Genomic DNA, 12,517 nt, shown 5'->3' with positions numbered 1-12,517 from the left:
AGCAACTGGCACCGTGTCCTTTGAACTCAACCGCAAGCTCGCGGCCCGGCGTGCTCCTCTGCCCACGGGGGCCGGGATCGATGCCGTCACCGCCGAGATCATCCGGGGCGCCTTCGAGACGGTGTGCTTCGAGGCCGCGACCCATCTCGGCCGCGCGGCATCCTCGCCGATCATAAATCAATCGAACGAGCGCAATGCCGCGATCGTGGATGCCCACGGCCGCCTTGCCATGGGCGCCATCGGCACGCCGCACCTGACTTTCGTCAATCCGATGATGGTCCGCTGGGGCCTGATGAACTTCGAGACGTTCGACTGGGGACCGGGCGATGTCTTCCTCGCCAACGACCCCGACCATGGCGGCGGCCATCTGCCCGACTACTGCATCTATGCGCCCGTTTTCGACGATGCGGGCGAGCTGATCGTGGTGCAGACGCTTCAGGCCCACCAGGGCGACACCGGCGGCAAGGACCCCGGCGGTTTCACGCTGGAGGCCACCGACATCTTCACCGAAGGCGTCTCCTATCCCTGCCTGAAGCTCGTGCACCGCGGCGAGCCGCGCAAGGACGTGCTGCGCATGGTGGAGCGCAACAACCGCTTTCCCTCGTTCTCAGGCGATCTCGCCGCCATGATAACCGGCGTTCAGAAAGGGGCGGCGCGGTTGCAGGGCCTGATCTCCCGCTATGGCTCGGACCGGGTGAAGGCGGCGATCAATCACTCGATCGCTCACACCGCCGCGCGTTGCCGCGAGGAAGTGTCCGGTTGGCGAGACGGCACGTACGAGGCCACCGTCTTCATCGACTACGACACGGCGGGAACCAAGGACATCCGGGTTCAGGTCGCCTGCCGCGTGGCGGGGGACCGGCTGACGATCGACCTCACCGGAACCGACGCGCGGCCCGAGCTGGTGGGCGTGTGGAACACTTTCGCGAACACGCGCAGCTATATCATGACGCAAGTCGTGGCGGCGATGGCGCCGGACATCGTCAAGAACGAAGGCTTCTTCGATGCCGTGGAGATGATCGTCCCCGAAGGCTCGATAGCGCAGCCACCGCCGAACAAGCCTGCCGCGCTCGGCTCTTTCCATCCGGCCTGCGAGATCACCGAAGCCGTGTGCCTCGCACTCAGCAACGTCGCGCCGCAGCGCTCCGCCCCGCAGCTCTACAAGATCGGCATGCCCAATGCCGTGATCGGCTTCGACGAAGCCGGCACGATGTGGATGGACCAGGGCGTCGATTGCCGCTCGATGGACGTATCCGCCGTGCCGGGGATCGACGGCTGGGGATCGTGCCCGGTCAGCCTGGGCAGCCTGATCCTGTCCGAGGCCGAGGATGCCGAAACGCGCTATCCCATCCTCAACATCAGCCGCGAGATGACGACCGACGCCGGCGGCGCCGGGCAGTGGCGCGGCGCGCCGGGCAGCCTCAACGTCAAGCAGGTGCTGCAACCCGTCACGGCGATGGCCTGGATGGTCTCGGCCGACCACCCCTTGCGCGGCATGTGCGGCGGCGAGGACGCCATTCCCTATTCCAACCGGTTCGAGGTGGGCACGCCGAACGAATACCGGATCGAGCAGACCGCCCAGGCCATGCTCCCGGCAGGCGCGGTGATCGCCTATCAGCATGGCGGCGGCGCGGGTTTCGGCCCGCCGCTGGCGCGCGATCCCGAAGCGGTCAAGGAGGACGTGCTGGACGAATACGTCAGCATCGAGGCCGCGCGCAGCCGCTACGGCGTGATCCTCAAGGGAAGCATCGAGGAATACGACCTCGAAGTGGACCACGATGCCACGGCAGCGCTGCGCCGGAACATGACCATGGCTGCGGCCGCCTGAGGGGAAAACGATGGGCTATCGCGTCGGCATCGACATCGGGGGAACGTTCACCGACTTCGCCCTGCTCAAGGGCACGGAGGTCCGCCTTCACAAGAACCTCTCCACGCCGGAAGACCGCTCGCTCGGCGTCATGACCGGGCTGCAGAAGCTGGCCGACATGGAAGGCCTCGCGCTCGGGGACTTTCTGGGCGCCTGCGATACCATCGTCCACGGCACCACTGTCGCGGACAATACCCTGATCGAGATGAACGGCGCCGTCACCGGCCTCATCACCACCGAGGGGTTCCGCGACGAAGTGGAGTACCGCCGGGGTTTCAAGGAAGACATCTGGGACGTCCGCCTGGAGCCGCCCATCCAGATCGCCCCGCGCCGCCGCCGCCTGACGGTGCCCGAACGCATGTTGCATGACGGGACGGTGCACAAGCCGCTCGACGAAACGGCCGTGCGCGAGACTTGCGCGCGGCTGCGGAAGCAAGGCGTGGAATCGGTGGCGATCTCGCTCCTGTTTTCCTTCGTGAACCCCGCCCACGAAAGGCGCATCGCGGCGATCCTGGCCGAGGAACTGCCCGGCGTGCAGGTCTGCGCCAGCCACGAAGTGCTGCCCCGCGCACCGGAATACGACCGGACCAGCACCACGATCGTCAACGCCTATGTCGCCCCGCGGGTCTATTCCTATCTCGAAAAACTGGTGAACCGCGTCAGGGACGCCGGCTATGCCCGGCAGCTCATGGTCATGCAGGCGAGCGGCGGGGTCATGACCGTCGACTATATAGAAGGCGCGCCGATCCGCGTGCTGGCCTCGGGGCCGGCGGGGGGCGTGATCGGCTCGGCCCATGTCGGATCCGCCAAGGGTTACCGCGATATCCTGTGCGTCGACATGGGCGGAACCTCCTACGACATCTCCGTCGTGCGGGATGGCGGCGCGCCGGCCGAGGCGGGCTGGAACATGCACCACCGCTACCTGATCGGCGTGCCCATGGTGAAAGTGGAAACCCTGGGCGCGGGCGGCGGTTCGATCTGCCACGTCAGCGGCGGCGCGCTTCAGGTCGGCCCTGCCTCGGCCGGGTCCGAGCCGGGACCGATCTGCTACGGGCGCGGCGGCAGCGAACCGACGATTACCGATGCCCTGGTCATGCTGGGCATCCTCTCGACCGACGCGGGTTTTGCCGGGGGCAGCTTCTCACTCTCACGCACCGGCGTGGACGAAGCCTTTGCCGCGCTGGGGCGGGAACTGGGCTACGACGCGGAGCAGGCCGCCTTCGACTGCTGGCGCATGGTCAATGCCAGGATGTCGCAAGGCGTGCGGCGGATCACCGCGGGCAAGGGCATGGATCCCGCCGAAATGGTCATGCTGGCCTATGGCGGCAACGGCCCGGTGTTCGCGGCGATCCAGGCCGAAGATCTGGGCATCGCGCGCGTGCTCGTGCCCAAGGCCTCGCCGACGTTTTCCGCCCTCGGCACGCTCGTGGCCAATCCGAGCATAGACGAGGAGCGATCCTATATCGTGCCCGCGCTTGCCGCCGACAACGACCGCCTGCGGGCGATGTGGCGGGAACTCTCCGATCGGGCGCAGCGCCATTTCGAAGCCGCGCAGTTCGCCGCCGAACGAATCACCGCGCGCTACCAGATGAACATGCGCTATCCCGGGCAGAATTTCGCGCTGACTTTCGACATCCACGCCGGAGACCGGCTGGGCGACCTGACTTTCGTCGATGAAGATCTGCCCGCCCGCGCCATCGCGCTGTTCAACCAGCGCCATCAGGAAGAATACGGCCACATTCGCGAGCACGAACTGCCCGAGATCACCGGCGTCCGTCTCGCCAGTTCGGTGGAGACGCCCTCTCCCGCGGTAGGCAGGGGAACCAGCGTCGCCGCCCATGCCCCGCAGCCGGCCCTGATGCGCCGCGCCAACCTGGGCCAGGGCTTCGAGGAAACGCCGATCCACCGGGGTGCCGAGCTTGGGCCGGGGCACGAGATCCTTGGCCCCGCGATCATCGAGGAAACCTTCACCACCATCGTCGTCTACGCCGGCTGGAAGTGCCTGGTCGACGATGCGGGCGATTACGAACTGGTCAAGACGAGCGAAAGCGGCTGACGCCATCCCGCGCTGGGGACAGACCTTCGCGCGGGTTCTCAGCGCAAGGCGCCTGCTTCGTGGAGGCGGGCCTGCTCTTCCGCCGAAAGCCCCATGATCTCGCCCAGCACATAGCCATTGTGCTCCCCGAGGCGCGGCGCCGCGAGCGTGATGGCAGCCGGGTCCGACATGCGCCATGACGGGCCGAGAACCGCGCGCGGCTGACCGTCCTGATCCTCGACATGACGGTAGAACCCCCGCGCCCAGAGGTGCCCGTCGCCGATCAGGTCCACCGAATTGGCGCTCTTGGCGGCGGCCAAACCCGCCGCCTGCAACGCAGCGGTGAGCACGGCGGCATCCTGCTTGCGCGTCCACTGCGCGATCAGGCCGTCCAGCGCGGCCTCGTTGGCCTTGCGATCCGCAAGCGCGGCGAAACGCCGGTCCTCGGCCAATCCCGGCACGCCGATGCGGGAAGCCAGCTCGCGCCACTCCGCATCGGACTGGACGGCCAGCGCAATCCAGTCCTCACCGGTGCAGCGATAGAGGCCGTGCGGCGCCATGTCCGCATGGCGATTGCCGTCGCAGGCAGCCACCCTGCCGTTCAGGCTGAAATCCATGACCGTATCGCCGATCAGGCTGGTCAGGGTCTCCACCGCGGAGACGTCCACGAACTGGCCTTCGCCGGTCGCCTCGCGGTGGCGCAGCGCAACCAGCGAGGCGAAGGCCGCCGCCGCGCCGAAGCTGGAATCGGCATAGCGGACATTCATGCCGGAAGGCGCCTCGCCTTCGTAGCCGACCAGCGAACTCATCCCGCTGAGCGCCACGAAGCACGGCGCATAGCCGGTCTGGTAGGCAAGCGGCCCATCCGCCCCATACATGCTCATCGATGTGAGAATGATGTCCGGACGCACCGCCCTCAGGGCCTCGTAGCCCAGCCCCAGCCGCTCCAGCGCGCCGGGGCGCATGTTTTCGAGCACGATGTCGCATGTACCCGCCAGCCGCTTGAGCAGCGCCCGTCCCGCCTCGCTCTTCATGTCGATCTGGACCGACAGCTTCTGCGGATTGACCGCCATGAACCCCGGCGCCTTGTTCACATCGCTGACGCCGTAGCTCCGCGTCACGTCCAGCGAGCCCAGACTCTCCACCCGGATCACCTCGGCGCCCAGGAACGCCAGCAGCTTGCCGGCGTAGGGTCCGGCCCAGACTTTGGTCAGTTCCAGCACACGGACCCCGGCGAGCGGCCCCTTTCCGGCCACCTTGCGGGCTGGCGGTCGCGGCGGGCAGTGGTCCGGCGCGGCGCTCCCAAGCTCGGGAGCCGCCGCCGCGATCCTGGCAGGGGTTGCCGCGAGCCGGTAGCCGACGGTCGGGAACAGCGCGCTTCCCGCCCCGCCCGGCAGTTCGGCGCGGGTGAAGTAGTTCCGGTGGCGGACTTGCGGCGATTGGCCGAGATCGCCCATATCGTTGATCGGGACCAGCGTGATGCCGCTGGCCTGCGCCGATGCCGCCGCCTCGTCCTTGTCCAGCCCCGCCAGCCAGCCCACCATGTGCTTGCGGCAGGCCGCGATGCGCTCCGGCGACAGGCCCCGCTCCAGCCAGTCGGCCGGGAAGTCGCGCAGTTCCTCGGGGTCTCCCATCAGGCCGCGCAGCGCATGCCAATGGCCCGGCGTGGTCAGGAACACGTAGATGAACCCATTGCGGCACGGGAAGATGCCGCCCGGCCCGCCAAGATCGAACTGCCGCCGGCTCTCGCTGACGTCCATGTCCCCGGCGATCATCTGACCGAGCACGTAATCGAGCCGTCCCGCGAGCACCTCCTGCGCCGAGACATCGATGAAGGTCCCCTGCCCCGTTCGCCCCTGCCGGTGCAGCGCCGCGGCAAGGCAGAGCGCGCTTTCGAGGCCCGCCTCGTAGCTGGCCAGGAAGCGCCCCGGTCCCTTCAGCGGCGGCCGCTCGGCATCGGCGGCGCTCGGCGTATGATAGCCCAGGCCGCTGGCGTGCGTGACGATGAGGTCCGTCGCATGGGCGCGCTCGGGTGGTGGGTCCAGCCCGAACGGCGTCACCGAGCATAGGATCAGGCCGGAATGATCCGCCCGGAACGTGGCGGGAGAGAGGCCGAGCGCGGTCAGCCAAGCGCCGCCGTGGTCGTCGATCACCGCGTCGGCGCCGGCCAGGAGCCGGTCCAGTCGCAGACGCCCCGCACGCGTGGCCAGGTCCAGCACCAGCGACTGCTTGTTGCTGTTGAGGTAGGCGAAAAGCCCGCTGCATCCGCTTTCCGGGCGGTCATGCAGGAACGGGCCGAGGCGCCGGGTCGGGCTGCCTGCGGGACGCTCCACCTTGATGACTTCCGCGCCGAAATCGGCCAGCAGCTTGCCGCAATATTCCCCCGCGATCTGCTCGGCCAGTTCGACGATCCTTAGCCCCTTCAAAGCCGACACGTCCGCTCCCCCTGCGCGCTGATGCTGTCTCGTCTTGCGGTATAGGCCGGGGCCGGGCGGGCATAGTTGTCCTGATTTGCAGCCGCACCAGCCCGAGAACGCAGTGAGTGAAGAAGGGCAGCGAAGGCGCGGCCGATCATGGCTAGGCCAGGCAGGGAACAGAACGGGAGGATGGCGATGAGCGACATTTTCGACGTGATCGTCGTCGGTTCGGGTGCGGCCGGGCTGACTGCCGCCCTGCGCGCGCACGATCTCGGCCTGCGGGTATTGGTGGTGGAAAAGGCGCACAAGTACGGGGGCACGTCCGCCACCTCGGGCGGCGTCGCCTGGATCCCCAATCACGGGCTGGGCGGCACCAGCGACACGCGCGAAGAGACGCTGACTTACCTCGACGCCGTCATCGGCGGGCCGATCGACCGCGACCGGCTGGAAGCCTATGTCGATACCGGGCGCGAAATGCTGGACTGGCTCGGGCGGGAGGGCATCGCGATGATGCCGATGCCCTGGCCGGACTACTTCGCCGAACTGCCCGGATCGCGCAGCGACCGCAGCCTGGTGATGCCGCCCTGGGACGGTCGCCTGCTGGGAGACAGGTTCCCGCTGGTGCGCGAGCAATATCCCCGCTTCAAGCTGTTCAACCGCTATGCGATGAATCTGGAGGAAACCTTCACCATCGCCGCCCGCAGTGCCGGCTGGAAGCGCATGATCGCCAGGGTTATCGGGCGGTACTGGAAGGATCGCAGCACCCGCAGGATCACTCGCCGCGACCGGCTGTTCGTTTCCGGCGCGGCGCTGATCGGCCCGCTGCTCGCCAGGCTCTTCGAGAAGGGCGTCGAGATCCAGCTGGAGACCGGGCTGGAGCGGCTCCTCATCGCAGACGGCAAAGTCACCGGCGTCGCGGTGAGCCATCGCGGCCGCCGCCATGAGATAGAGGCCCGCCACGCCGTGGTGATCTGCGCGGGCGGGTTCGAGTGGAATCAGGCGCTGCGCGATCGCTTCTATCCGGTCAGGACCTCGATCTGGTGGAGCAGTACGCCGCAGGGCGCGAATGCCGGCGAGGCGCTGATCGCCGCCGAAGCGATCGGCGCGGCCACCGAACATACCGGCGAAGGCTGGTGGGCACCGACGATGATCCTGCCCAGCCGCTCCGCCTCCAATTTCGAGGAAGTGCACCAGGCGGTGTTCGACGTGGGCCGTCCCTACAGTGTCTGCGTCAACCGCGAGGGGGACCGGTTCGTCAACGAAGCCTGCTCCTACGATCGCTTCGGCGCGGCCATGGTGGCCGATCAGCGCGCAACCGGTGCCAACACGCCGTGCTGGCTGGTGTTCGACGCCGCCTTCCGCAGGAAGTTCACGGCGGGCGGCATCCTGCCCGCCGCGATCATGCCGGACCGCGCGATCCCGGTCGACTGGTGGGATCACTATATCTTCCAGGGAGACACCGTGGGCGAACTGGCGCGCAGGATCGACGTCGATCCGGTCAAGCTGGAAAACGTGACGCGCCGGATGACCGAGTATGCCCGCAAGGGCGAGGACCCCGAATTTGGCCGTGGCTCGACGATCTATGACAAGACCTTCGGCGACCCTACCTGCAAGCCCAATCCCGCACTCGGCGCGATCCGCGAGGCGCCCTTCTACGCGGTGCAGATCCACCTGGGCGACCTGGGCACCAAGGGCGGTCTGAAGGCGGACCGCCAGGCGCGCGTGGTCGATACCGGGGGCACACCCATCGCCGGTCTCTATGCGGCCGGAAACGCCGCCGGAAGTCCATTCGGCCTCAACTATCCCGGCGCCGGGGGGACGATCGGCCCGGCCATGGTGTTCGGCTACATCGCCGCGAACGACATCGCACGGCGGGCCGCCATGCCTGAGGCCGTGGACGTGCGGGAACCGGCGACAATCTGAGCGCGATCACAGCCTTGCAGGAGGGCCCATGGCCTCTATCACCGTCGAAAGGATTGCGAACCTGGCTTTGGTACGGCTGGCCCGCGCCGAGGCGCGCAACGCGCTCACCGTCGCCATGGCGCAGGAGCTGACCGCTACGCTGGCCGGCGTGAGCGCCGACGATGCGTGCCGGGTCGTCGTGCTGGGGGGAGACGGCGCGACGTTCTGCGCGGGCCTAGACCTGAAGGCGGCGATTGCGGAAGGGCCGGAAAACGCGCCGGAATGGATGGCGCTTCAGGAAGTGTTCTCGCGCCTGATCGAGCAAATCCGCAAGATGCGCCAGCCGGTCATCGGGGCGATCCAGGGGGCGGCGGTGGGCGCCGGTCTGGGCATCGCGCTCGCCTGCGACGTGCGCATCGCCGCGCCGTCTACGCAGTTTCTGGTCGGAGCCGTGAAACTGGGCCTCAGCGCGGGCGAGTGCGGTATCAGTTATCACCTGCCCCGCCTGATCGGCGCCGGCCGGGCCTTCGAGATCATGCTGACCGGCCGCCCCGTAAACGGCGAGGAAGCGCTGGCCATCGGCCTCGTCAACCATCTGGCAGAACCCGGTAGCCTGCTCGACCGTGCGCTGGAAGTGGCACGAACGATCGCGGCCAACGCGCCTTATGCCGTCAAGCACACCAAGCAGGTGATGTGGGCCAATCTCGATGCCCCGCTCCAAAACGCCCTGGAACTGGAGAACCACGTCCAGGTCCTGGGGTTGCTAACCCAGGATTTCGCCGAGGCCGCCCGAGCCTTCGCCGAAAAGCGCGCGCCCGTTTTCACCGGCCGGTAGCGGCGGGATGGCGCGAAGAGGGTGGTGTCAGTTCACTGCCAGTCATTGCCGCCGCAGGACCGCAAGCCGAGTGATGGGCCGAAGTCGGCCCGACATCCGGGCGGGCCGCCGAATGAGCGTCCTTGCGCGAAAAGGAGAAGACGATGGCTGAAGCGGATCGCCCGAACCCGGAGGACATCATCCTCTACGAAAAGGATCCCGCCACCAAGATCGCCACGATCACGCTCAATCGTCCGGACCTCCTGAACGCACCCACCACCGCGGCGCGGCTGCGCTATGCCGATCTCATCCACCGCGCGAACGTGGACGATGACGTCAAGGTGCTGGTGATCCGCGGCGCCGGCAACAACCTGGGCGGCGGCGCAGACCTTCCCGAACAGGAAGAGATGCTGGCCGCGGAAGGCGAATATTCGCTGCTGCACGAATTCCGCATCGGTCCGGGGGAAGACGTCCGCTATCCTCCCAAGGGCAGCTATCGCTATCTGGCGCAACTGACGCAGCTATACGCCAATTCGAACTTCGGGTGCCGCACGCTGCAGGACTTCAAGAAGATCAGCATCCTGGAGGTGAAGGGCTATTGCTACGGCTGGCACTTCTATCAGGCCGCCGATGCCGACCTGGTGATCTCGTCCGACGATGCGCTCTTCGGCCACCCCTCGTTCCGCTATGTCGGCTGGGCCCCGCGCATGTGGCAGTGGGCCCAGATGATGGGCCTGCGCAAGTTCCAGGAGATGGTCTTCACCGGACGCCCCTTCACCGCAAAGGAGATGCAGGACTGCAACTTCCTGAACAGCGTGGTCCCGCGGGACCGGCTCGAGGCGGAAGTCGCGAAATATGCCCATGCCTGCTCGATCACGCGGCCTACCGATGTCGTCTTCATGCAGAAGACCCTGTTCGAGACCTACAAGCAGCAGCAGGGCGAATACATGGGCTCGATCATGACCGCATGGCTGGAATCGATGCTGGCCCAGGTGAAGAACGATGCCGACGAATTCACGCTCAACAAGGAGACGTTCGACCGGGGTCTCAACAATGCCGTGAAGGACAACGATTCGCTCTACCCGCCCGAATGGCGCCTGAGCAAAGGCGGTCGCAAGGCGGCGGAATGAAACGAGCCGGTCAGTAGGGAACCGCTGCGGCGGCGAGGGTTGAAGAGTTCGGCGCCGAAGAGTTCGGCGTTGGGGCATTCGCTGCCGGGGCTATCGACACGGGCGCGCGGGGGGCTTCCAGATCGCCCACTTCGGCTTCCTTTACTTCAGCCGCTGCCCGCGCGGCGGCGGCCGCGGCTTCGGAGGCCTTGTCCGGTGATGTCGATCCCGGATCGTCGGACAGCGGATCTTCCGCTGCGGTATAGGCCTCATCGAAGCTCTGCCCTTCGGCGCCATATGTCGCGGCCTGCCAGAGCTGGCCGTCCGCGCCTGCGCCATGGTCGTCCTGGCTCTCCAGCCATCGCGGCATGCCCTGGCCGGTGAAGCCGGTATCGCTGACGAAAGAGGCTCCGCTTCCCGATTCGCCATAAGCCGGATCGTAGGCGGGCAGCGCATCCGAAGAACCTGACCGTTGCGCGGCTTCCTCCGGCATCTTCATATGCGTGGGAATCACGCTGGTCGCCGCGAACCCGAGGGCGGCAGCACCCAAGGCACCCGCTGCGACTAGAACGTAACTGGGCAAAGCATCGGCTCCGGCTTGCCCCCCTCCTCCCTCTCAACGCGGCTTGCGCCCGGCCGTTCCTCGGCCGCTGCAATTCGCCTAGTGCGCGCTCGCGCCTGCTGCGCCGATCCCGGTTTCCGACCGTATGCGCTGTGCCGGATAGCCGCTTCTGTCCACCGCCGCCCGCCCGGACCGGTCCAGCAGCGAGACGATCCAGATGGTGAAGAAGGCCAGCGGCATCGAGAACAACGTGGGCGAGGAATAAGGGAACACCGGCTCTGCATTGCCCAGCACCGTCACCCATACCGTGGGCGAAAGAACCGTAAGCACGAGCGCGAGGGCCAGGCCGAGCGAACCGCCCCAGACGACCCCGCGCGTCGTGCAGCCCTTCCACAGCACGGACAGAAGCAGCACGGGGAAATTGCCGGAAGCCGCCAGCGCGAAAGCCAGGCTGACCATGAAGGCCACGTTCTGCTTCTCGAAGAGAATGCCCAGCACGATCGCGATTGCGGCGAGAACTAGCACCGTGCGCCTGGAAATGCGCAGTTCTTCCGCCGAGCTGGCCTGTCCCTTGCGCAGGACCGAGGCGTAGAGATCGTGGCTCACCGCCGAAGCACCGGCCAGCGTCAGCCCCGAGACGACGGCCAGGATCGTCGCGAATGCCACGGCGCAGACGAAGCCGAGGAACAGATTGCCGCCGATCGCGTCGGCCAGGTGGAGAGCCGCCATGTTGCTCCCGCCGCGCAGGCCGCCCGTCAGCGGGTCCAGGAATGCGGGCTCGGTAGCGACCATGACGATGGCGCCGAAGCCGATGATGAACGTGAGCAGATAGAAATAGCCGATCCAGCCCGTGGCCCAGAGCACCGACTTCCGCGCCGCCTTGGCATCGGGCACGGTGAAGAAGCGCATCATGATGTGCGGCAGCCCCGCCGTACCGAACATGAGCGCCATGCCGAAGGAAATCGCCGAGATCGGGTCCTTGATGAAATTGCCCGGCCCCATGATCGAGCGCCCCTTCGCTGCGGCCGAGGCCGGGTCTGCCCCGGCCTGCCCGGCCAGCATCGTCTTCACTTCCACCGCTTTGGCGAACAGGGCGTCCGGCGAAAAGCCGAAGCTGGCCATGACGGCGAAGGCCATGACGGTGGCGCAGCCCAGCAGCAACACCGCCTTGATGATCTGCACCCATGTCGTCGCGATCATGCCTCCGAACAGCACGTAGAGCGTCATGAGCACGCCGACGATGACCACGGCATAGGAGTAGGGCAGGCCGAACAGGAGCTTGATCAGTTGCCCGGCGCCGACCATCTGCGCGATCAGGTAGAACAGGACGACCGCCAGCGTGCTGAAGGCCGCGAAAAGCCGAACCGGGGTCTGCGCGAAGCGGAACGAGGCGACATCGGCGAAAGTGTAGCGGCCCAGGTTTCTCAGGCGCTCCGCCAGCAGGAACAGGATGATCGGCCAGCCGACCAGGAAGCCGGTGGAGTAGATCAGCCCGTCATAGCCGTCCGCGAAGATCTGCGCCGAGATGCCCAGGAACGATGCGGCGGACATGTAGTCGCCGGCGATCGCCAGGCCGTTCTGGAAGCCGGTGATGCCGCCGCCCGCCGTGTAGAAATCGGCGGTGGTCCGGGTCTTACCCGCCGCCCAGCGCGTGATCATCAGCGTGCAGAGCACGAAGGCGCCGAACATGAGGATGGCGGGCCAGTTCACGGCCTGCTGCCGGGTTTCCTGCGTCAAGGCATCGGCCAGGGCGGGCAGCGGCAGGCAACAGGCGGAAACGACAGCGGCCCAGCGCGTCATGCGGAACGGCG

8 protein-coding genes are annotated in these 12,517 nt (G+C 67.1%); 5 read left to right on the top strand and 3 right to left on the bottom strand.

Going from position 1 to position 12,517, the window contains the following annotated elements:
- Positions 1 to 13 precede the first annotated feature (13 nt).
- Both ACZ1J6_RS01835 and ACZ1J6_RS01830 read left to right on the top strand, forming a co-directional pair.
- Positions 14 to 1,828 (top strand): hydantoinase B/oxoprolinase family protein, encoded by a 1,815-nt coding sequence (locus tag ACZ1J6_RS01835; RefSeq protein ID WP_134094238.1) that lies wholly within the window; start codon positions 14 to 16, stop codon positions 1,826 to 1,828.
- Between the two features lie 10 nt (positions 1,829 to 1,838).
- A complete protein-coding gene (locus ACZ1J6_RS01830; RefSeq protein WP_134094237.1) occupies positions 1,839 to 3,923 on the top strand; it encodes a hydantoinase/oxoprolinase family protein in 2,085 nt (694 codons plus the stop codon).
- A 38-nt stretch (positions 3,924 to 3,961) separates the two neighbouring features.
- Here the strand turns inward: ACZ1J6_RS01830 and ACZ1J6_RS01825 are convergent, their stop codons facing one another.
- Complete coding sequence (locus ACZ1J6_RS01825; RefSeq protein WP_134094236.1) at positions 3,962 to 6,337, bottom strand: CaiB/BaiF CoA transferase family protein; 2,376 nt, start codon at positions 6,335 to 6,337, stop codon at positions 3,962 to 3,964.
- 177 nt (positions 6,338 to 6,514) lie between these two features.
- On the opposite strand from ACZ1J6_RS01825, the gene ACZ1J6_RS01820 reads away from it, so the two are divergent.
- The 3 genes from ACZ1J6_RS01820 (at position 6,515) to ACZ1J6_RS01810 (ending at position 10,165) form a co-directional block, all read left to right on the top strand.
- On the top strand, positions 6,515 to 8,242 hold the full coding sequence (locus ACZ1J6_RS01820) for an FAD-dependent oxidoreductase (protein WP_134094235.1): 1,728 nt from the start codon (positions 6,515 to 6,517) through the stop codon (positions 8,240 to 8,242).
- A gap of 28 nt (positions 8,243 to 8,270) precedes the next feature.
- The gene (locus tag ACZ1J6_RS01815; protein WP_134094234.1) at positions 8,271 to 9,056 is read left to right on the top strand and encodes an enoyl-CoA hydratase/isomerase family protein; all 786 of its coding nucleotides are present in this window, start codon (positions 8,271 to 8,273) and stop codon (positions 9,054 to 9,056) included.
- 143 nt (positions 9,057 to 9,199) lie between these two features.
- A complete protein-coding gene (locus ACZ1J6_RS01810; RefSeq protein WP_134094233.1) occupies positions 9,200 to 10,165 on the top strand; it encodes an enoyl-CoA hydratase/isomerase family protein in 966 nt (321 codons plus the stop codon).
- A gap of 10 nt (positions 10,166 to 10,175) precedes the next feature.
- Here the strand turns inward: ACZ1J6_RS01810 and ACZ1J6_RS01805 are convergent, their stop codons facing one another.
- Positions 10,176 to 10,727: a hypothetical protein gene (locus ACZ1J6_RS01805; protein WP_134094232.1), complete on the bottom strand. Its 552-nt coding sequence runs from the start codon at positions 10,725 to 10,727 to the stop codon at positions 10,176 to 10,178.
- Positions 10,728 to 10,805: 78 nt separating this feature from the next.
- Positions 10,806 to 12,506: a cation acetate symporter gene (locus tag ACZ1J6_RS01800; RefSeq protein ID WP_132267240.1), complete on the bottom strand. Its 1,701-nt coding sequence runs from the start codon at positions 12,504 to 12,506 to the stop codon at positions 10,806 to 10,808.
- Between the last annotated feature and the right edge of the window lie 11 nt (positions 12,507 to 12,517).

This window comes from Novosphingobium sp. BL-S-21 (genome assembly GCF_055521655.1).
The sequence above is the reverse complement of the archived record's forward strand: the minus strand, read 5'-3'. Positions and strand labels throughout refer to the sequence as shown.